Consider the following 19,428-nt stretch of genomic DNA (forward strand, 5'->3'; position numbering starts at 1 on the left):
CGTCTCGCGGGGGGGCCGCGGGGGGGGGGGTCCCGGGGGTCCCCGGGGGCGGGGGCGTCCCGGGATCCGATTCCGCCGGCGGGTCCGGTGGCGACGGGCCGCCGGGTGCCGCCGAGGTACGCCGCGCCGCGCTGGTGTCGAAGCTGCTGCTCAACGTGTTCGCCACCGGCCACGGGGCGGTCGACGCCGGCCAGCTGGCCCGGTGGCAGTCCGACGCCGGCTGGTTCGAGCAGGCCCTCGGGATGGAACCCGGCGGGCTGCGCCGGCAGGGCGGCGACGGCCTGGGCAAGGTGCTGGCCGGCCTCGAGGGCGACCTGGTCCGCCGGATGCACCTGCGGGAGGTGCTGGCCGATCCGGTGCTGGCCAGCCGGCTGACGCCGAGCATGTCGCTGATCGAGCAGCTGCTGCGGGACAAGTCCAACCTCTCCGGGGTGGCCCTGGCCAACGCCAAGGCGCTCATCCGCCGGTTCGTCGACGAGGTCGCCGAGGTGCTGCGCACCCAGGTCGCGCAGACCAGCGTCGGCGTCGTCGACCGGTCCGTGCCGCCGAAGCGGGTCTACCGCAACCTCGACCTCGACCGCACCATCTGGCAGAACCTGACCAACTGGAGCCCGGAGGACGAGCGCCTCTACGTCGACCGGCTCTACTACCGGCAGACCGCCCGCCGGGTCACCCCGGCCCGGCTGATCGTGGTGGTGGACCAGTCGGGCTCGATGGTCGACTCGATGGTCAACTGCACCATCCTCGCGTCGATCTTCGCCGGCCTGCCCAAGGTGGACGTGCACCTGATCGCGTACGACACGCGGGCGCTGGACCTGACGCCGTGGGTGCACGACCCGTTCGAGGTGCTGCTGCGCACCAAGCTGGGCGGCGGCAACGACGGCCCGGTCGCCATGGCGCTGGCCCGCCCGAAGATCGTCGAGCCGAGGAACACGGTCATGGTGTGGATCTCGGACTTCTACGAGTTCGACCGCTCCCAGCCGTTGTTCGACGGCATCGAGGCGGTGCACCGCTCCGGGGTGCGCTTCATCCCGGTCGGCTCGGTCAACAGCTCGGGCCAGCAGAGCGTCAACCCCTGGTTCCGGCAGCGCTTCAAGGACCTGGGCACGCCGGTCATCTCCGGCCACATCCGCAAACTCGTCTTCGAGCTCAAGAGCTTCCTCACCTAGGAGAACAACCCCTCATGTCCGAGATGCTCCGCGCCCCCGCCGAGGTCAAGTACGCCGAGGAACTCGACTTCCTGGAGTCGGTCGACACCGACCCAAAGCCGTTCTCGTGGCGGCTGAGCCCGCGGATGGTCCGACTGTTCATCCTCGGCTCGGAACGGGCCGACGGGCTCGACCGGGAGATCCCGCAGAAGTGGTTCGGCGACCGCACGTTCGTCGAACGCAGCATCGTCACCCTGGCATCGGACCGGGGCCTGCTGCTGATCGGCGACCCGGGCACCGGCAAGAGCTGGCTGGCCGAGCTGCTGGCCGCCGCCGTCAGCCGCAACTCGACCCTCGTGGTCCAGGGCACCGCCGGCACCACCGAGGACCATATCAAGTACTCGTGGAACGTCTCCATGGTCATCGCCCGGGGACAGTCCCGGGAGTCCATGATCCCCTCGCCCATCATGACGGCGATGGAGCAGGGCACCATCGGCCGGTTCGAGGAGCTGACCCGCTCCACCAGCGACGTGCAGGACGCGCTGATCTCGATCCTGTCGGAGAAGTACGTCTCCATCCCGGAGCTGGACCACGACAACATCGTCTTCGCCAAGCCGGGCTTCTCGATCATCGCCACCGCGAACAGCCGGGACCGGGGCGTGAACGACCTCTCCTCCGCGCTCAAGCGGCGGTTCAACTTCGTCCGGATCCCCGTGGTGACCAACAAGCGCAGCGAGGCGGAGATCGTCCGCTTCCGCACGGAGGAACTGCTGCGCCGGCACCAGATCACGCTCGACGTGCCGCCCACCCTGCTGGACATCCTGTTGCAGAGCTTCGCCGACCTGCGCGCCGCCGCATCCTCGGCGACCAGCGACGACGAGAAGCTGGAGTCGGCGCTGTCCACTGCCGAGCAGATCGGTGTCCTGGAGGACGCCATCCTGCACAGCCAGTTCTTCGGCGACCGCACCCTGCGCGCCGCGACGCTGGCCGGGTCGCTGGTGGGCTCGCTGGCCCGCCGCAGCCCGGAGGACCTGGCGATCCTCAACAAGTACCTGCACGGGGTGGTCGAGCCGCGGGCCAAGCAGGACGGGGGCCCCTGGGAGGGCTTCCTGGACGGCGGCCGCCAGGCGATCGCCGCCCTGTCGTGACCGCCCCGACCACGGCCGGGCCGTTCGGCGCGCTGCGGGAGCAGCTGACCGCCGCCGCCAGCGCCTTCGCCGGCAGCTCGGGTGCCGTCGCGGAGATCCTGGCCGGCATGGTCGACGACGTCGACCGTGCCCTCGCCGAGGAACTGGAGATCTTCCCGGTCTGCCACCACTCCCCGTCGTCCGCGCTGGCCATGGTCCGCAGGCTCCGCGCGAAGCAGCCGAAGGTGATCTACCTGGAGCTCTGCGAGGACCTCCAGCCGCTGCTGGGCGAGCTGCGCAACTGCCGCCTCCCGGTGGCCGTGCAGGCGTTCGCCTCGGAGCTGGACGGCTTTCCGGCCGACTGGGGGCCGCTCAGCGTGGTCGCGCCGATCACCGAGGCCAGCGCCGAATACCAGGCCATCGCGTACGCGCTGGAGACGCCGGGCGTCGAGCTGGTGCTGGTGGACCGCTCGACCGACCACGTCTTCCAGTGGCTGCCCCGCCCGCCCGGCACCGTCGACGAGGCCCCGTCCGGCGGGGACGTCGAGGCCGCCGCGCCGGCGGGGGAGGAGGCGGCCCTGCACGGCGACGCCGTCGGGGTCGAGATCGGCGACCTGCGGCCCCGCTTCGCGGAGCTGGAGGCGTACCTGCTGCACCACGGCAAGGTCCGGCACTGGTCGGAGTGGTGGGACCAGTACGTCGAACAGCCGCTGGCCGACGCCGACCACGACACCTACCGGCAGGTGATGGTGCTGATCGGCAGCCTGTTCCGGCGGCTGCGCCCGGCCGGGTCGGAGCGGCAGGACCGAGACGAGGACCGCGAGCGCCACATGTGGACCCGGATGCGGCAGCACCTCGCCGCCTCCGGGGCCGATCCCGCCGACTGCCTCTACGTCTGCGGCGCGTTCCACGCCGCCAGCCGGGTGGAGCAGTTCGGGTTGGCCGCCGACGCCCCGTTCGAGGTCGGCCCGCGCACCGGCACCCGGTGGCACTACGGGCTCATCCCGTCCAGCCACTCCGCCATCGAGGCGCAGTTCGGCCTCGCCCCCGGCTCGGTGTCGATCGCCGCCGCCACCTGGACCAAGGCGGTCGCCCGCACCGGGCTGAGCCCGTTCCGGCTGGAGGGGCAGCGCGGCGGCCGGACCCGCGGCAGCGGGCGTCGCCGCGCCACCCCGGCCCCCGGGCCCGCCGCCGAAGTCGCCGACCGGCTCTCGGGATACCTGGCGGCGCCGCCGGTGGCGCAGGGCCTGGACGAGGCGGAGCTGCGGGGCTGGTGCGTCGACATCGTCCGGCTGGCCCGGCGCAACGGCTACCTGGCCAGCACCGCCGACGCGATCGCCGTCTTCGAGACGTCGATCCTCCTCGCCGGCCTGCGCAACCGCGCCCGCCCCACGCCGTACGACTTCGCCGACGCGGCGGTCACCTGCATCGAGAAGGACGTCGTCCCGGGCCGCCGGGACGTCCGCCGGCTCTGCGAGATCCTCTTCGGGGGCGACCGGGTCGGTCAGGTGGGCTACGAGGCCCTTCCGCCGCTCGCCCGCGACGTCCACGACCGGCTCGGCCCGCTCGGGCTGGACCTGGAGAAGCGCACGATCCAGCGGGCCCTGGTGGACCTTCGGGCCAACCCCGAGCTGGTGCCCTGCTCGGACCTGCTGTGGCGGCTGCGGCACCTGCTGCCCCGCGACGCGGTCCGGCCCATCATGGGCGAGCGCCGGTTGGGGCACCGCTCGATCCAGGAGAGCTGGGACCTGGCCCTCGGCCGCAGCCAACGGGCGCTCATCGAGCTGGGCTACGAGGGAGTGACCGTCGAGCAGGTGCTGGAGCAGCGCCTGCGCCGCGCCGTCCGGGGCCCGAACGCGACGGCCTCGGTCGCGCTGGAGGCCGTCGAGGACGCCATCCGGCTGCTCGACAGCCCGCGCCTGGTCGACGAGCTGGGCACCCGGGCGGTGGAGCTGCTCGCCGCCGAACGCACCGTCGACGACGCCCCCGAGGTGCTGCGCCGGATCCGGCGGCTGCTGGCCCACCACCGCGCCACCGGGCCGCTGCCGGCCTGGTGCGAGGCGTTCGTGACCACCGGGTACGCGCACTACTGCACCCTGCTGCCCAGCGCCTTCCTCGACGAGGAGAGCGGCGTGCGCCAGGTCGGCGCCATGCTGGGCTTCCTGTTCAGCATGGAGAGCCTGGCGCTCTCCCTGGGCTGCGACCGGTCCCAGCTCGAACTCGCCGTCGCACAGTCCCACCCGGAGGTGCCGGCCAAGGTGGCGCTGCTCTGGGCCGCCCGGCACCAGCTGGGCCTGCTGCCCCTGGCCGAGTTGCGCGAGCGGTGTGCCGCGCTGCTCGCCAACCCGCTGGTGGTGCCCGCCTTCCCGCAGTACCTCAGCGGCTTCGTGCAGGCCCTGGAGCCGGTGCCGGGGCTCGCCCCGTTCGTCGTGGAGGTGATGTCGTCCGCGTTCGCCCGGCTGCCCGACCCGGTCCTGCTGCCCTGGCTGCCCACGCTGATCACCACCCTGCGCGAGCACGGCGCGGAGCTGGTGCCGCTGCTGGTGCGGGAGGCGGGGCGTACGTTCCCCGGTTCACTGGCCGCGCTGGACGCCTGGGTGCCGCCGTGGTCGGCCTCGGCGGCACCGCCGGCGCCGGCGGTCCCCGCCGTGGTGTCCGGGCCGGTGTCCTCCCTGCTGGCGGCCCACCCGCAGAGCGTGGACGCCGTCGCCGCGCTGCTCGGCTGCGACGGCGGCTGGCGCGAGCCGGGCGCCACCGCCACCGTCGTCCCCGCCGGGCTGACCGCCCTACTGGCCGCGCACCCGGAGACCGTCGACGCCGTGGCCGACCTGCTGGCGGCGACCCCGCGCTGACCGGGGATCCGTCCGTCGGCGGACGGATTTCCGGCGGGTCGTCGATCCGGGCCCGCTCCGTTCGTGTGGAGGATGAGAGGCCGGCGGTTCCGCCGGCCGCCGACGCGAGGAGAGGCCATGAGGCAGTACCTGCTCAGCATCTACCACCCCGACGGCGAGGGGACGCCCGACCCGGAGTTCCTGGCCGGGGTGATGCGCGAGCTGGGCGCCATCCGGGAGGAGCTGGAGGCGGCCGGCTGCTGGGTGTTCGGCCAGGGGCTGCACGCTCCGGACACGGCGACCGTGCTGCGGCCGTCCGACGGCGAGGTGCTGGTCACCGACGGGCCGTTCGTCGAGGGCAAGGAGTACCTCGGCGGCTTCACCATCCTCCGGGCGCCCGACCTCGACGCCGCGCTGGCCTGGGGCCGCCGGTACGCGCTCGCCACCACCCTGCCGATCGAGGTGCGCCCCTTCCAGGGCGAGGACTGACCTTGCCCGACGTGGAGGCGGTGTTCCGCGCGGAGTACGGCCGCGCGGTCGCCGTCCTGGTCCGCCTCCTCGGCGACATCGACCTCGCCGAGGAGGCGGTGCAGGAGGCGTTCACGGTGGCGGTGGCGCGGTGGCCCGAGACCGGGCCGCCGCCCAGCCCGGCCGGCTGGATCATCACCACCGCCCGGAACCGGGCCGTCGACCGGCTGCGGCGGGAGGCCTCCCGCGCCGACCGGCACGCCCAGGCGGCCCTGCTGCACGTCCGCGACGTACCGGCCGAGGAGGGACCCGTGCGCGACGACCGGCTCCGCCTGATCTTCACCTGCTGCCATCCGGCGCTCGGCCCCGCCGCCCGGGTCGCGCTGACCCTGCGGCTGCTGGGCGGGCTGGGCACCGCCGAGATCGCCCGCGCGTTCCTGGTGTCGGAAGCGACCATGGCCCAGCGGATCGTCCGCGCCAAGGCCAAGATCCGCGACGCCGGGATCCCGTACCGGGTGCCCGGCGACGCCGACCTGCCCGACCGGCTCTCCGCCGTGCTGGCCGTGCTCTACCTGATCTTCACCGAGGGGCACACCGCCAGCTCCGGCGACCGGCTCGTCCGCGACGACCTGTGCGCCGAGGCGATCCGGCTGGGCCGGCTGCTGGTGGAGCTCATGCCGGATGAGCCGGAGGCGCTGGGGCTGCTGGCGCTGATGCTGCTCACCGAGGCGCGCCGCCCCGCCCGCACCACGGCCGACGGCGCGCTGGTGCCGCTGCCCGAGCAGGACCGCCGCCGGTGGGACGCCGGGCTCGTCGCCGAGGGGCAGGCCCTCGTCCGCCGCTGCCTGCGCCGCGACCGGCCCGGGCCGTACCAGATCCAGGCCGCGATCGCCGCCGTGCACAGCGACGCGCCCGACACCGCCGGCACCGACTGGGCACAGATCCTCACGTTGTACGACCAGCTCACCGCGTACGCCCCCGGGCCGGTGGTGGCGCTGAACCGGGCCGTCGCGCTCGCCGAGGTGGCCGGGCCGGCCGCGGCGCTGGCCGCCGTCGAGCGCCTCGACCTGGCCGGCTACCACGTGTTCCACGCCGTCCGGGCGGACCTGCTGCGGCGGCTGGGCCGGGCGGGGGAGGCGGCGCAGGCGTACCGGACGGCCGCCGAGCGGACGGACAACGCGGCCGAACGCGCCTTTCTGGCCGCGCGGGCGACGTCGACGCTGACGGGCGGATGACGCCCTCGTCCTGCGCGTTTGCCCGTGCGGCGGGCCGGGAACCCGGGTCGTCCGGCAGCGCGGCGCCCGGCGCGCCGCCCGACGAACGGACGCCGAGCGCCCATGACGTACCGTCCGGCAGTTGCCACCGCTTCCGACCCGACCACGTTGACGCTCGGGGTCGAGGAGGAGTACCTCCTGCTCGACCCGCGGACCGGGGAGAGCCTGCCGGTCGCCGACCGGGTGCTCACCGCCCTGTCCGGCAGCGCGCGGGACCAGAGCCGCCAGGAGTTCCGGCACAGCATGGTGGAGATGGTCACGCCGGTCACCGCCGACCTGGCCGAGCTGCGCGCGCACCTGGTGGCGCTGCGCCGCTCCGCCGGCGACGCCGCCGAGGCCGCCGGGGCCCGGCTCGTCGCGGTCGGTGCCACGCCCGTGCACGAGCCGCACCGGACGGTGCCGGACAAACCGCGCTACCACGCCATGTCCCGGCGGTTCGGGCCGGTCGCGCACGACCCGGCCGTCTGCGGCTGCCACGTGCACGTCGGGATGCCCGACCGCGAACTGGCCGTCCAGGTCTGCAACCACCTGCGTCCGTGGCTGCCGGTGGTGCAGGCGATCACCGCCAACTCGCCGCTGCACGACGGCCGGGACACCGGACACGCCAGTTGGCGCTCCATGCAGCTGGAACGCTGGCCCAGCATCGGGCCGACCCCGCACTTCGAGTCGGTCGCCGACTACGAGGCGACGGTGGCGGAGCTGATCAACGCCGGGATCATGCTCGACGCGGCGATGGTCTACTGGTACGCGCGCCCGTCGGCCGCGTACCCCACGGTGGAGGTGCGGGTGGGCGACGTCTGCCCGGCTGTGGACGACACCGTGCTGGTCGCCGGGCTGGTCCGCGCGCTCGTCGCGACGATGGCCGACGACGTCCGCGCCGGGGTCCCCGCCCGACGGATCCGGGACTGCCTGGTCTCCGCCGCGCACTGGCGGGCCGCCCACGACGGGCTGGAGGGCGACCTGATCGACCTGCGCGCCGGCGTCGCCCGTCCCGCCTGGGACCTGGTCGGCGAACTCGTCGACACGGTCGCGCCGGCCCTGGCCCGGCACGGCGACCTCGACTACGTACGCGACCAGCTGGTGCGGCTGCGCCGGGACGGCAACGGCGCCACCCGGCAGCGCCGCGTCATGGCGCGTACCGGCGACGACGTGCGCGCCGTCCTGGACCACCTGGCCGCCGAGACCCGCGCCGGCTGAGCCCTCCCGCCGTCGGCACCCGGCCACTTGCCCGAACCCGTCGGGACGGTACGCGGACCGTCGCCGCAGGCCCCCGGCAGGCCCCCGCTCGGCCCTCGGCCGGCTTTCGGCGCGGCGGTGCCGGGGGCGGTCAGCGGACGTCGTGGGACTGGAGCCAGAGTTCCAGCAGGCCGAGCTGCCAGAGCTTGTTGCTGCCGGCGGCGGCCTGCGCGCGGTCCGGCTCGGCCAGCAGCTCGGCGACGTACTCGCGGCGGAACAGGCCCCGCTCGCGGGCGGCGGGGGCGGCGAGGGCCTCGGCGACGAGCTGGCGCACCGGTCCGTCGACGTTGCGCAGCGCCGGCACCGGGAAGTAGCCCTTCGGCCGGTCGACGACCTCGGCGGGTAGCACCCGGCGGGCCACCTCCTTGAGCACGCCCTTGCCGCCGTCGGCCACCTTGTGCTCGGGCGGGCAGGCCGCCGCCAGGGCGACCAGATCCTGGTCGAGGAACGGGGTGCGCACCTCCAGTCCCCAGGCCATGCTCATGCTGTCCACCCGCTTGACCGGGTCGTCGGGGAGCATCAGGTGGGTGTCCAGGCGCAGCACCGCGTCCAGCGCGGTCTCCGCGCCGGGCGCGGCCAGGTCCGCCGCGAGCAGCTCGCGGCTGGCGTCACGGTCGCAGGCGTACGCCGGGTCGACCACCCGGTTCAGCTCGGCGTGGTCCCGGTCGAAGAACGCGTCGGCGAAGGCCGCCGCCGCGCCGTCGCGGGGCACCCGCGCGAGGGGCTGGTGGTAGCCGTAGCCGGCGAAGACCTCGTCGGCGCCCTGGCCGGACTGGGCCACCTTGACGTGCCGGGCCACCTGCTCGGAGAGCAGGTGGAAGGCGACCACGTCGTGGCTGCCCATCGGCTCGGTCATCGCGTGGACGGTGCGCCGTACCGCCGGGACGAGGTCGTCGTCGGCGAGCCGGATGCGGTGGTGGTCGGTGCCGAAGGCGCGGGCGACCAGGTCGGAGTAGTGGAACTCGTCGCCGGCCTCGCCGCCGCGGCTGTCGAAGCCGATGCTGAAGGTCTGCAGGTGCTGCTGCCCGGCCTCGGCGAGCAGGGCCACGATCATGCTGGAGTCCAGGCCGCCGGAGAGCAGCACGCCGACGGGGACGTCGGCGACGAGCCGCCGTCGTACCGCCTCGCGCAGCGCCTCCCCGACGGCGGCCCGCCAGTCCCCGGCGTCCATGCCGGCGTGGGCGGGGTCCCGGGTGTAGTCGGGCCGCCAGTAGACGTGCTGGCGGCTGCGCCCGTCGGCCTCGACGACGCGCACGGTGGCCGGGGGGAGCTTGCGCACCCCGCGCAGGACGGTCCGGGGCGCCGGCACGATGGAGTGCCAGGAGAGGTAGTGGTGCAGCGCCACGGGGTCGATCGTGGTGTCCACGTCGCCGGCGCGCAGCAGGGCCGGCAGGGTGGAGGCGAAGCGCAGCCGGCCGGGTGACTCCGCGAGGTAGAGCGGCTTGATGCCGAGCCGGTCGCGGGCGAGCACCAGCCGACGCCGCCGGCGGTCCACCAGCACGACGGCGAACATGCCGACCAGGTGCGCGACGAAGTCCTCGCCCCACTGCGCGTAGGCCACCAGGACGACCTCGGTGTCGCTGGTGGAGTGGAAGGTGTGGCCGGCGTCGCGCAGCTCCTCGCGCAGCTGGGGGTAGTTGTAGACGCAGCCGTTGAAGATCAGCGCCAACCCGAGGTCCTCCCGGACCATCGGCTGGGCGCCGGCCTCGGTGAGGTCGATGACGGTGAGCCGACGGTGCCCGAGGGTCACCCAGCCGTCGTTGAAGAGGCCCTCGCCGTCGGGGCCGCGGGAGCGCATCGCCTCGCTCATCCGCCTCACCGCGTCGGCGTCCGGCGTCGATCCGTCGAACCTGGCCTCGCCGCTGATGCCGCACATCGTCAGCGGCCACCGGACTTCCGGGGCACCGGACCCACCGTCACCACTCCTGTCGGCGTCGAAGGTGCCGGACCGTCCGCTTGGAGGGGGTCCGGTCCCGTCGGCAGGACGGGCGGCTGGGCTACCCGTCACCGGGGGCGGCAAACCCCGGCCGTGCCCGGTCGCGGGCGTCGGCGGGCGCCGGGTCGCGGGCGGCCGGTCAGTCGCGCAGCGTACGCAGGATGCGGGCGAGCTGTTCCCGGTCGGCGGGTGCGAGTCGGCCGAACAGCTCCTCGGCGGCGGCCCGGCGGGCGGCGTGGATGGCGGCGCCGGCGCGCGTGCCCTCCTCGGTCGGCGTGACCAGGGTGGCGCGCCGGTCCGCCGGGTCGGGCCGGCGCCGCACGAGCCCGCGCGCCTCGAGGTCGTCCACGACCTCGGTGGCCGAGCGCGGGGCGATGCGCAGGTGCTCGGCGAGCGCGCTGAGCCGCAGCGCGCCGTGCCGGAGCAGCATGCCGAGCGCCCGGGACTGGCCGGGCGTCACGTCCCAGGGTGCGAGCGCCTCGCCCGTGCGGTGGCGCAGCCGCCGGGTCACCGCCCGGAACGCCTCGGCCAGGCCGTCCTCGGTGCTGTCGGTGTCTGCCGTCACGGGGAATACCGTAGCAGCGGAAGCTGTTGCTCCCTCATGTTGAGGTAACCTCAGCATTGTCTACGTGAGGAAGTATCCCTTGGAACCCGTCCCCTCCGGCCGCGACCGCGGCCCCCGCAAGGTCAGCGCCGCCGAGAAGGAGCAGGCGCGCCAGGTGTCGCTGCGGCGCATCGGCGCGCTCTTCGCCCGGCACCGGGCAGCGCTCGCCGCCGTCACCGCGATCATCGTGGTCTCCTCTGTGCTCGCCATGGCCTCTCCCTTCCTGCTCCGCGCCGTGATCGACCGGGCCCTGCCGGAGCGCGACCTGGCGCTGCTGGTCCGGCTGGTGGCCGGCATGGTCGCGGTCGCCGCCGTGACCTCGGTGCTGGGCGTGGCGCAGACCTGGATCTCCACCCGGGTCGGCCAGCAGGTCATGCACCGGCTGCGCACCGACGTCTTCACCCACCTGCAACGGCAGTCGCTGGCGTTCTTCACCCGCACCCGCACCGGCGAGGTGCAGTCCCGGATCACCAACGACATCGGCGGCATGCAGAGCGTGGTCACCTCGACCGCCACCTCGATCGCGGCCAACCTGACCACCGTGGTCGCCACCGCGGCGGCGATGGTCGCGCTCTCCTGGCGGCTCTCCCTGGTCTCCCTCGTCGTGCTGCCGCCGGCCATCTGGCTGACCCGCCGGGTCGCCCACCTGCGCCGCGAGATCACCGCGCAGCGCCAGCGCGAGCTCGCCGACCTCAACGTCACGGTCGACGAGGGGCTCTCGGTCAGCGGCGTGCACCTGGCCAAGACCCTCGGCACCGGCCCCGCCCTGGCCGCGCGCTTCGCCGCCTCGTCGGCCCGTCTGGTCGATCTGGAGCTGCGCTCCGAACTCGCCGGCCGCTGGCGGATGGCCACGATGAGCGTCGTCTTCGCTGCCATCCCGGCCGTCATCTACCTCAGCGCCGGCCTGCCCGGCGCCGCCGGCACGCTCAGCATCGGCACCCTGGTCGCCTTCACCGCGTTGCAGGGCGGGCTGTTCCGCCCGCTGATGGGCCTGCTCAACGTGGGCGTCTCGGTGACCGCCTCGCTGGCGCTGTTCGCCCGGATCTTCGAGTACCTGGACCTGCCGGTCGAGGTGGACGACCCCGCCGAGCCGGTCGACGTCGACCCCCGCCGGGTCCGGGGCGAGCTGCGCCTCACCGACGTCACCTTCCGCTACCCGGGCAGCGACACCGCCGCCGTCGCGGGGATCACCCTCGACGTGCCGGCCGGCACTGGCCTGGCCCTGGTCGGCGAGACCGGCTCCGGCAAGAGCACCCTCGCCGCGCTCGTCAGCCGGCTGCACGACCCGACAAGCGGCCGGATCACCGTCGACGGCGTCGACCTGCGCGACCTGCGCCTGGCCGACCTGGCCGCGATCGTCGGCGTGGTCAGCCAGGAGACGTACCTGCTGCACACCACCGTGCGGGAGAACCTGCGCTACGCCCGTCAGGACGCTACCGACGCCGAGATCGAAGCCGCCGCCCGCGCCGCCCAGATCCACGACCTGATCGCCGGGCTGCCCGACGGGTACGACACGGTCGTCGGCTCACGGGGCCACCGCTTCTCCGGCGGCGAGAAGCAGCGCCTCGCGATCGCCCGTACGCTGCTGCGCGACCCGCGCATCCTGATCCTCGACGAGGCCACGAGCGCGCTGGACACCGAGACCGAACGCGCCGTGCAGCGCGCGTTCGACGAGGTGGCCCGGGGCCGCACCACCATCACCATCGCGCACCGGCTCTCCACTGTGCGCAACGCGGACCGGATCGCCGTGCTCGACCACGGCCGCATCGTGGAGTCCGGCAGCCACGACGGCCTGCTGGAGCGCGCCGGCCGCTACGCCACCCTCGCCGCCTGACGGGGGCACCGCCGCCGTCTCAAAACCGTCGCAATATCCGTCTCATTATTCCGCGCCGGCCGGGTCGAGGTGGCGGTAGAGGGTGGCCCGGGAGACCCCGAGCGCGGCGGCGATCTCGTTCGCCGAGTGGCTGCCCTCGGCGTGCATCCGCCGGGCCGTCTCGACCTGCTCCGGGCCCATCGCCCGTGGCCGCCCCGGCCGGCGCCGAACCCCCGCCGTGCCCGTGTCGCCAACCGGTCCGGAGGCGCCGGCCGGGCCGGTGCCGGCCGGGTCGCCGAGCAGGCGGCGTACCCCGTCGAGCATGTCGGCCCGCAGCACCTCGTCCGGCACGTCGGCGAAGAAGACGATCGGGTCGCTGCACATGGCGACCGCCTGCACCGCCCGCACCCGCTCCCGGCGCCCCGCGTCCACCCCGGCGATCAGGTCGTTGGCCCGCATCGCGATCCGCATCAGACGGTGGAAGGTGTCGCCCCGGGTGATCAGCGCGATGTCGTGGAAGAGCATGCCGAGCGGGCGGCGATGGGTCAGCATCGTCTCGACCCAGCCCTCCAGCACCGCCCAGCGGGCTCGCTCGGCCGGCCCCGCCTCGGCCGTGTCGAGCAGCGCCTCCAGGTCGGACACCAGCGGCTCGATCAGGGCGGTGAGCAGGTGCTCCTTGGTGGGGAAGTGGTAGAGGATCGCGGCCTTGGTCAGCCGCAGCCGCTCGCCGATCTGCCGCAGCGGCGTGCGCTGGTAGCCGTGCTCGGCGAACAGGTCGAGCGCGGCGCGCAGGATCCGGGTACGCGTGTCGTCGGGCGCCTCGACGGTCATGGCGGCAAGCCTAGCCGCGACTGACCGGTGGCAGGCGACACCGTTGATTCGGCTGACCGGCGGTCAGTACAGTGGGGTCGTCGGCACCACCAGCGGCAGGAGGGCTCATGCCCGTCATCTCCATCGAGGACCTGGTCAAGACATTCGGCAGCGTCCGCGCGCTCGACGGGCTCGACCTGCGGGTCGGGGCGGGGGAGGTGCACGGCTTCCTCGGCCCCAACGGCTCCGGCAAGTCCACCACCATCCGCGTCCTGCTCGGCCTGCTGCGCCGCGACGCGGGCGACGTGCGGGTGTTCGACGCCGACCCCTGGCGGGACGCGGTCGCCCTGCACCGCCGCCTGGCGTACGTGCCCGGCGACGTGAACCTGTGGCCCAACCTCTCCGGCGGCGAGGCCATCGACCTCTTCGGCCAGCTGCGCGGCGGCCTCGACCGGCGTCGCCGCGACGCTCTGCTGGAGCGCTTCGACCTCGACCCGACGCGCAAGTGCCGCACCTACTCGAAGGGCAACCGGCAGAAGGTCGCCATCGTCGCCGCCTTCGCCTCGAACGTCGAGCTCTACGTGCTCGACGAGCCGACCTCCGGGCTCGACCCGCTGATGGAGGCCGTGTTCCAGGACGAGGTCCGGCAGCTCACGCGCGACGGCGCCACCGTCCTGCTCTCCAGCCACGTGCTGGCCGAGGTCGAGGCGCTCTGCGACCGGGTCAGCATCATCCGCGAAGGCCGCACCGTCGAGTCCGGCACCCTGACCGAGCTGCGCCACCTGACGCGTACGGCGGTGACGGTGGAGACCGCGCGACCGGCGACGGGCCTGGACGCCCTGCCCGGCGTCCACGAGGTCCGCGAGGTCGACGGGCGCACCCACCTGGAGGTCGAGCCCGTCCACCTCGACGAACTGCTCGGGCACCTCGTCGGCTTCGGCGTCCGCGCGCTGACCAGTGCCCCGCCCACCCTGGAGGAGCTGTTCCTGCGCCACTACGGCGACGAGCGCCCCGCCGTCGGGGCCGGCCCCTCCGCGCCGGCGGCGGGCCCGACCGACGGCCGTCGCCCCGGCGCCGACCGCCCGGCGGGTGCCCGGTGAGCGCGTTCACCGGCACCGGGCGGCTCGCGCGGCTCGTGCTGCGCCGCGACCGGGTCCGGCTCGCCGTCTGGGTGCTCGGCACGCCCCTGCTCGGCTACGCCCTCGCCGGCAGCGTCAAGGGCTTCTACCCGGACGAGGCGGCCCGCGTCGGGTACGCCAGCACCTCGGCGTCCAGCCTGGTCGCCCGCGCGTTCAACGGGCCGATCGTCGGCGCCGACCTCGGCGCGGTGGTGGTCGCCGAGACGTACGTGACGCTGGCCCTGCTCGCCGCGCTGCTGAGCACCTTCGCGGTGGTGCGGCACACCCGGCAGAACGAGGAGACCGGCCGGGCGGAGCTGCTCGGCGCCTCCGTCGTCGGCCGGTACGCGCTGCTCACCGCCGCCCTGCTGGTGGTCGTCACGGCGAACGTGGCCGCCACGGTCCTGCTCGCCGCCGCCCTGGCCGGCGCCGGCCTGCCGCTCGCCGGGTCCGTCGCCGCGGCCGCCGCCGTCGGTGGCGTCGGGGTGGCGTTCACCGGCGTCGCCGCCGTCACCGCGCAGCTGTCGGTCACCTCCCGGGGCGCCAACGCGCTCGCCGCCGCCGCCGTCGGGATCGCCTTCCTGCTCCGCGCGGCCGGTGACGTCCTGGGCGAGCAGACCGACGGCGGCCTGCGGGTGGTCAGCGCCTGGCCGTCCTGGCTCTCGCCGCTCGGCTGGGGCAACCAGGTCCGCGCCTTCGGGGGCGAACGCTGGTGGGTGCTGGCGCTGCCCGTCGCGCTGCTGGTCGCCGGGGTGGCGTGCGCCTACGCCCTCGCCGAGCGGCGGGACATCGGCGCCGGGCTCGTCGCGCCCCGGCGCGGGCCGGCCACCGCCGCGCCCGGGCTGCTCAGCCCCGCCGGGCTGGCCTGGCGGTTGCAGCGCGGCGCGTTGCTCGGCTGGGCGGTCGGGGTGGCGGTGCTCGGGTTCTCGATGGGCATCGCCGGCGACGAGTTCAACGCCATGATCGAGGAGAACCCGGCCGCCGCCGAGGCGATCAGCGCCATGGGCGGCGGCGCGCGGCTGATCGACGCGTACCTGGCGGCGATGCTGGGGCTGTTCGCGCTGACCATCGGGGCGTACGTCGTGCAGGCGCTGCTGCGCACGCGCGGCGACGAGACCGACGGGGTGCTGGAGGCGGTGCTGGCCACCGCGGTCGGCCGCACCCGCTGGCTGGCCACCCAGGTGGTCGCGGCGGCGCTCGGCGCGCTCGCCCTGGTGCTGCTGGGCGGGCTCACCACCGGGCTCGGCTACGGCCTGGTCGCCGGCGACCCCCTCGGCCGGGCGGTCGAGCTGGGCGGGGCGGCGCTGGTGCGGATGCCGGCGCTGCTGGTGGTCGTCGGGGTGGTGACGGCGCTGTTCGGGCTGCTGCCCCGCTGGTCGGTGGCGCTGTCCTGGGCGGCGCTGATCGCGTTCCTGCTGCTCGGGCAGCTCGGCGCGGTGCTCGACCTGCCGCAGGCGGTGCTGAACCTGTCGCCGTACACCCATGTGCCGTCGGCGCCGGCGGTCGACCCGGCGGCGCTGCCGCTGGTCGTGCTGACGGCGGTGGCGGCGGCGCTGCTGGCGGCCGGGACGGCCGGCTTCCGCCGCCGCGACGTCCCGAGCTGACCGGGTGCGGGGCGGCCCGCGTGGTGTCACGGGGCGGCGAGCGGTTCCCGCGATCCGGTGTCGAGCAGCCCGGTCACCCGTGCGATCGCGTCGCGGATCATCGTGCCGTACCCGTCGTCCGGCAACTCGGCGGCGAGGGGCGCCGCGATCGTCAGATGGTGCCGGGCGCGTGCGACGTCACCGGCACGGCGGTACCCGTCGGCGAGGTTGAGGTGCAGGGACGGCAGGAGGGCACGGACCTGCAACGACGCGTGGTGCCGCTGGACGCGTTCGTCGCTGAGGTCGGCGACGGCGGCCAGCGCGCGGCGGTCCCACGTCACCTCGTCGGCGACCGACTCCTGAAGGTCGGCCAGGTGGTGCGCGATGGTGCAGCGGTGCAGGGCGTCCCCGGTGTCGCCGACCCGGTCCCAGAGTTCGGTCAGGGCGTCGCGTGCGGCGCTCCGGTCGCCGGCCCGCCCCAGGGCGAGGGCGCGGCCCACGTTCGCCATGGCCTCGTCGGCGTCGATCGTGTCCATGGTGCTCCTCGCGGGTCGGGGCCGGGGGCGGCCATCGGGCTTTCGCCGCACAGGTTGCGGGCTCGATCCACTTGAGGGTCAAGCCCGTGGCCTACGGCGTGGTGGAGCGGAGCCCGGTTGCCGCCGGCTGGCAGGCTCCAGCTATGGCAAGCATCGTCGCGCAGTTGCCCGCCCTCATCGGCGTGCTCATCGGCACCGTCGGCACGATCGTTGCGACCTCCGTGGCCGACCGCGCCCGGTGGAAGCGGAACCAGTCCGTTCGCTGGGACGACCGGCGGCTGGACGCGTACGTCGAGTTCGCGCGGGTGATCAAGGAGATTCACGCCGTCGCGGTACGGATGCTCGCCGACGAGCGGCCCCACTCGCGGGGGCACCGGATGAGCCGGGAGGAAGGCCTCGCCCAACTGGCCGACGCGGACGTCCGGCGCACGCTCACCTGGGAGAGCCTCCTGCTGCTCGGGGACGCGGCGACGGTGTCGGCGGCACGCGAGTGGCGGGACGCCGTGTGGGAGATCGAGCTGGTCGCCCGCGGGCTCCGCCAGGGCGACGACCCCGCCGGCCTGCTGCAGCGGGCCAATGAGGCGCGGGACTTCTTCTACCGCGCGGCCCGTGGCGGCCTCGGCGTCCGTGGCGGTTCCGTCGCCCAGGCCAAGGCGCTGGAACCAAGGCTCGACGAGATTCGCGCGAGTTTGGCGTCGGTGCGTACGCCGGAGACGTCCACACAGGGCTCCGGCTGAGCGCCGGTCGCGACCGGAGGACATTCGTCGTCCGGTCGGCTGTTGGCGGGCCGGTGGACCAGGATCGTGGTGGCCGAGACGCTCGTCGCCGTGCCGCCCGCCGGCGCCCAGGCCGCCGTCGCAGTCCGCGTACGGCCGGTGGGGGTGCCCGACCCGACGTCAGCCGGGGTAGCGGGCCCGCCACCAGGGGTCGGTCGGCGGGAAGTACTCGCCGCCCGACGGGCTGTCCTGAAGCTCGGTGACGAGGTCGCGGGCCAGCGTGTCCGCCGTCCAGGCCAGCTCCAACCGGGACAGCCAGTCGACCGGAAGCGCGTCCGGCCCGTGCGCCGTACCCAGCAGAGCGCCGGCCACCGTCGCGGCGTGGCCGCCATCGCCGGCCGAGGCGGCGAAGAGAAGGGCCTCGTGCACCGTCTCGCGCCCGGGGAAGCAGGCTGTGGTGTAGACGCCGCCGGCCAGCGCGGAAACCGCCTTCGCGTCGGGTGCGAGGCGGGCCAGCTCCGGCAGCGCGGCGGGACCCGACCGGGCCGCGGCCAGGGCCGGCACCAGCGACCGCTCCGACGCCTCGGACCAGTCCCCGGCGTCCCGCGCCACGCTCTCCAGGGCCTCGACGAGTCCGTGTCCCCCGGCGAGGAGCCGAATCACCGCGCCGGCCAGCCCGGCCGCCGCCACGGCGTCACCCGCGTGCGTGAGGGCGGCCATCTCGGCCGGCTCGCACGGGTAGAGGGCGACCGGCAGGGTCCGGGTGAGCGCGTGCGCCCCGGTGCTCGTGCCGTTGGGGTCGTCGATCGTGCCGATCTTCCGCCGTTGCAGGGCCGCCGCCGTCGCCGGCGCCGATCCGCGTCGCTCCGCCAGCGCCGGCACCTTCGCCAGCCAGCCCGCCGGCCGCTGGCTGTCGCCGCCGACCTCGAAGCCGGGAACGCCCTGGATCGCGGCCCAGCTCCGGTACGACTCCCACACCACGCTCGGCGGGTGGCAGATGCCCCGGTGCCGGTGCCGGACGTGGGCGCGGATCAGGCCGTCCATGGTGAAGCAGGCGAGCTGACCGGCGCTGGTCGCCCGCAGCGGCCCGGACGCCGGCACCGTGCCGCCCGCCGCGCCGATGGCGTCACCGAGCATCAGCCCGAGCACGCAGCCCCGAGCTGTCGCGAGCTGTTCCGCCGTCACCCTGGTCATTCCGTGCAGCATAGGAGCGGGTGACACAGGGCCGTGGTGGGGCGGGGGTGGGGAGTGGCGCGCGGTCACCAGTGACCGGAGTTGCGATGGTGCTCCTCCGGCGGCCGGCACTCCCGCGCGTGCATGGTCTGCCAGTCGCGCAGCGCCCGCCTGATCCGGTCGTTCTCCTGGGTGAGCAGCCGTACCGTCTCGTTGAGCATGGCCAGCTCGTCGGAGACCCGGGCCTGGAACTCGCGTACCTCCACGGGGTCGACGCCGCGCCGGCGCGCGGCGAACTCGCGGGTCCGCACCTCGTGCGGCGTCAACCGGCCCGGGTAACCGGCGGGATGGGGCTGAGCACCTCGGTACACCTGAGCCACGACGATCCTCTCTTGAGGGGCAGGCGGGAGCGCGCAGGCTCCGCGCGATGGGGTCTGGAAGGGCGGGTCGTCCGCGAGGGGGCCGCGGACGACCCGCCCGCTCGGCCGCCGCAGCCCGATTCAGCGGTACGACAGCAGAGCAGCCGGACGGGGCCGGGACGGGCACGGACACCCGCCCCGACCAGGGGAATGCCTCTGCTCCTTGTTGCCACGCAAGGGGAGAGGCGGTTCTCAACTTAGCTGTCCCAGTCACCTGAGTCAAACGTTGAGTTGTTGCAGGGTGTCGTTGCGTGATCGAATTGGCGTGCCACGCAGGGGGAGTCATGCCGATCACTGCCGACTACATCCGCATCGCCGACGAGATCGTCGCCGACATCAGGGCGAAGAAGCTCAAGCCGGGGGACAAGCTGCCCTCGATCACGCAGCTCGCCACGACACACAAGGTCAGCCCGTCGACCGTCAAGCAGGTCTACGTGCGGCTCGAAGCCCTGCGGGTGATCTGGCGGCACCAGGGCAAGGGCGTCTTCGTCAACGACCCCGAACTCTGGATGCGCGAGCCCTGATCGGGGCACCGCTCTCCGTCGGTCCCCGCGGTGCAGCCGTGAATGGCGCTCAATCATCTGCTGGAAACCCGGCCAAAGTGGTGGGTGGCCTCCGGGTGATCGACAGACGATC

The 19,428-nt window shown here is 74.5% G+C and carries 16 protein-coding genes and 1 pseudogene; 11 read left to right on the plus strand and 6 right to left on the minus strand.

From position 1 onward, the window contains the following. Positions 1 to 101 precede the first annotated feature (101 nt). The 6 genes and pseudogenes from AB0G08_RS25730 to AB0G08_RS25755 form a co-directional block, all read left to right on the plus strand. Positions 102 to 1,169 (plus strand): annotated as a pseudogene (locus AB0G08_RS25730) (VWA domain-containing protein); the annotation flags it as partial. Between the two features lie 14 nt (positions 1,170 to 1,183). Then, positions 1,184 to 2,296 (plus strand): AAA family ATPase, encoded by a 1,113-nt coding sequence (locus tag AB0G08_RS25735; RefSeq protein WP_358092233.1) that lies wholly within the window; start codon positions 1,184 to 1,186, stop codon positions 2,294 to 2,296. Continuing rightward, on the plus strand, positions 2,293 to 5,127 hold the full coding sequence (locus AB0G08_RS25740) for a hypothetical protein (protein WP_358092235.1): 2,835 nt from the start codon (positions 2,293 to 2,295) through the stop codon (positions 5,125 to 5,127). The genes AB0G08_RS25735 and AB0G08_RS25740 overlap by 4 nt, the downstream gene beginning before the upstream one ends. Positions 5,128 to 5,244: 117 nt before the next feature. Then, entirely contained in the window at positions 5,245 to 5,595 is a 351-nt protein-coding gene (locus tag AB0G08_RS25745) for a YciI family protein (RefSeq protein WP_358092237.1), read from the plus strand. 2 nt (positions 5,596 to 5,597) lie between these two features. Further along, positions 5,598 to 6,809 carry a sigma-70 family RNA polymerase sigma factor gene (locus tag AB0G08_RS25750; protein WP_358092239.1) on the plus strand — a complete coding sequence of 404 codons (1,212 nt, stop codon included), beginning with the start codon at positions 5,598 to 5,600 and terminating at the stop codon, positions 6,807 to 6,809. A 102-nt stretch (positions 6,810 to 6,911) separates the two neighbouring features. Then, positions 6,912 to 8,045: a glutamate--cysteine ligase gene (locus AB0G08_RS25755; RefSeq protein WP_358092241.1), complete on the plus strand. Its 1,134-nt coding sequence runs from the start codon at positions 6,912 to 6,914 to the stop codon at positions 8,043 to 8,045. A 130-nt stretch (positions 8,046 to 8,175) separates the two neighbouring features. Here AB0G08_RS25755 and AB0G08_RS25760 read toward each other — a convergent pair whose 3' ends face one another. Then, a complete protein-coding gene (locus AB0G08_RS25760; protein WP_358092243.1) occupies positions 8,176 to 9,960 on the minus strand; it encodes an N-acetylglutaminylglutamine amidotransferase in 1,785 nt (594 codons plus the stop codon). 199 nt (positions 9,961 to 10,159) lie between these two features. Next, positions 10,160 to 10,585 (minus strand): MarR family winged helix-turn-helix transcriptional regulator, encoded by a 426-nt coding sequence (locus AB0G08_RS25765; protein ID WP_358092245.1) that lies wholly within the window; start codon positions 10,583 to 10,585, stop codon positions 10,160 to 10,162. Positions 10,586 to 10,664: 79 nt separating this feature from the next. Between AB0G08_RS25765 and AB0G08_RS25770 the strand changes: the two genes are divergently transcribed. Beyond that, on the plus strand, positions 10,665 to 12,458 hold the full coding sequence (locus AB0G08_RS25770; RefSeq protein WP_358092291.1) for an ABC transporter ATP-binding protein: 1,794 nt from the start codon (positions 10,665 to 10,667) through the stop codon (positions 12,456 to 12,458). 45 nt (positions 12,459 to 12,503) lie between these two features. Here the strand turns inward: AB0G08_RS25770 and AB0G08_RS25775 are convergent, their stop codons facing one another. Continuing rightward, positions 12,504 to 13,268, minus strand: a complete 765-nt coding sequence (locus AB0G08_RS25775) for a TetR family transcriptional regulator (RefSeq protein ID WP_358092247.1) — start codon at positions 13,266 to 13,268, stop codon at positions 12,504 to 12,506. Between the two features lie 107 nt (positions 13,269 to 13,375). On the opposite strand from AB0G08_RS25775, the gene AB0G08_RS25780 reads away from it, so the two are divergent. Together AB0G08_RS25780 and AB0G08_RS25785 are read left to right on the plus strand one after the other, a co-directional pair. Next, complete coding sequence (locus AB0G08_RS25780; protein WP_358092249.1) at positions 13,376 to 14,347, plus strand: ABC transporter ATP-binding protein; 972 nt, start codon at positions 13,376 to 13,378, stop codon at positions 14,345 to 14,347. Continuing rightward, positions 14,344 to 15,969, plus strand: coding sequence for an anibiotic ABC transporter (locus tag AB0G08_RS25785; protein WP_358092251.1), 1,626 nt, complete (start codon positions 14,344 to 14,346; stop codon positions 15,967 to 15,969). Before AB0G08_RS25780 ends, AB0G08_RS25785 begins: the two co-directional genes overlap by 4 nt. A 26-nt stretch (positions 15,970 to 15,995) precedes the next feature. Here the strand turns inward: AB0G08_RS25785 and AB0G08_RS25790 are convergent, their stop codons facing one another. Continuing rightward, a complete protein-coding gene (locus AB0G08_RS25790; protein ID WP_358092253.1) occupies positions 15,996 to 16,484 on the minus strand; it encodes a hypothetical protein in 489 nt (162 codons plus the stop codon). 143 nt (positions 16,485 to 16,627) lie between these two features. Between AB0G08_RS25790 and AB0G08_RS25795 the strand changes: the two genes are divergently transcribed. Further along, on the plus strand, positions 16,628 to 17,221 hold the full coding sequence (locus tag AB0G08_RS25795) for a hypothetical protein (protein ID WP_358092255.1): 594 nt from the start codon (positions 16,628 to 16,630) through the stop codon (positions 17,219 to 17,221). A gap of 159 nt (positions 17,222 to 17,380) precedes the next feature. On the opposite strand, the gene AB0G08_RS25800 is transcribed toward AB0G08_RS25795, so the two are convergent. Together AB0G08_RS25800 and AB0G08_RS25805 are read right to left on the minus strand one after the other, a co-directional pair. Then, positions 17,381 to 18,394 carry an ADP-ribosylglycohydrolase family protein gene (locus AB0G08_RS25800; protein WP_358092257.1) on the minus strand — a complete coding sequence of 338 codons (1,014 nt, stop codon included), beginning with the start codon at positions 18,392 to 18,394 and terminating at the stop codon, positions 17,381 to 17,383. A gap of 65 nt (positions 18,395 to 18,459) precedes the next feature. Further along, on the minus strand, positions 18,460 to 18,753 hold the full coding sequence (locus AB0G08_RS25805) for a DivIVA domain-containing protein (protein ID WP_358092259.1): 294 nt from the start codon (positions 18,751 to 18,753) through the stop codon (positions 18,460 to 18,462). A gap of 323 nt (positions 18,754 to 19,076) precedes the next feature. Here AB0G08_RS25805 and AB0G08_RS25810 point away from each other — a divergent pair, with 323 nt between their 5' ends. Then, on the plus strand, positions 19,077 to 19,316 hold the full coding sequence (locus tag AB0G08_RS25810; protein ID WP_358092261.1) for a winged helix-turn-helix domain-containing protein: 240 nt from the start codon (positions 19,077 to 19,079) through the stop codon (positions 19,314 to 19,316). The last annotated feature ends 112 nt before the right edge of the window (positions 19,317 to 19,428 follow it).

Source organism: Micromonospora sp. NPDC023644, from assembly GCF_040640115.1.
GTDB lineage: Bacteria > Actinomycetota > Actinomycetes > Mycobacteriales > Micromonosporaceae > Micromonospora.

What these genes read in the sequence shown, in the direction of transcription:
- AB0G08_RS25735 (WP_358092233.1), top strand. Translation starts at nt 1,184, where the DNA reads ATGTCCGAGATGCTCCGCGCCCCCGCCGAGGTCAAGTACGCCGAGGAA.
- AB0G08_RS25745 (WP_358092237.1), top strand. Translation starts at nt 5,245, where the DNA reads ATGAGGCAGTACCTGCTCAGCATCTACCACCCCGACGGCGAGGGGACG.
- AB0G08_RS25755 (WP_358092241.1), top strand. Translation starts at nt 6,912, where the DNA reads ATGACGTACCGTCCGGCAGTTGCCACCGCTTCCGACCCGACCACGTTG.
- AB0G08_RS25760 (WP_358092243.1), bottom strand. Translation starts at nt 9,960, where the DNA reads ATGTGCGGCATCAGCGGCGAGGCCAGGTTCGACGGATCGACGCCGGAC.
- AB0G08_RS25775 (WP_358092247.1), bottom strand. Translation starts at nt 13,268, where the DNA reads ATGACCGTCGAGGCGCCCGACGACACGCGTACCCGGATCCTGCGCGCC.
- AB0G08_RS25780 (WP_358092249.1), top strand. Translation starts at nt 13,376, where the DNA reads ATGCCCGTCATCTCCATCGAGGACCTGGTCAAGACATTCGGCAGCGTC.
- AB0G08_RS25790 (WP_358092253.1), bottom strand. Translation starts at nt 16,484, where the DNA reads ATGGACACGATCGACGCCGACGAGGCCATGGCGAACGTGGGCCGCGCC.
- AB0G08_RS25795 (WP_358092255.1), top strand. Translation starts at nt 16,628, where the DNA reads ATGGCAAGCATCGTCGCGCAGTTGCCCGCCCTCATCGGCGTGCTCATC.
- AB0G08_RS25800 (WP_358092257.1), bottom strand. Translation starts at nt 18,394, where the DNA reads ATGACCAGGGTGACGGCGGAACAGCTCGCGACAGCTCGGGGCTGCGTG.
- AB0G08_RS25810 (WP_358092261.1), top strand. Translation starts at nt 19,077, where the DNA reads ATGCCGATCACTGCCGACTACATCCGCATCGCCGACGAGATCGTCGCC.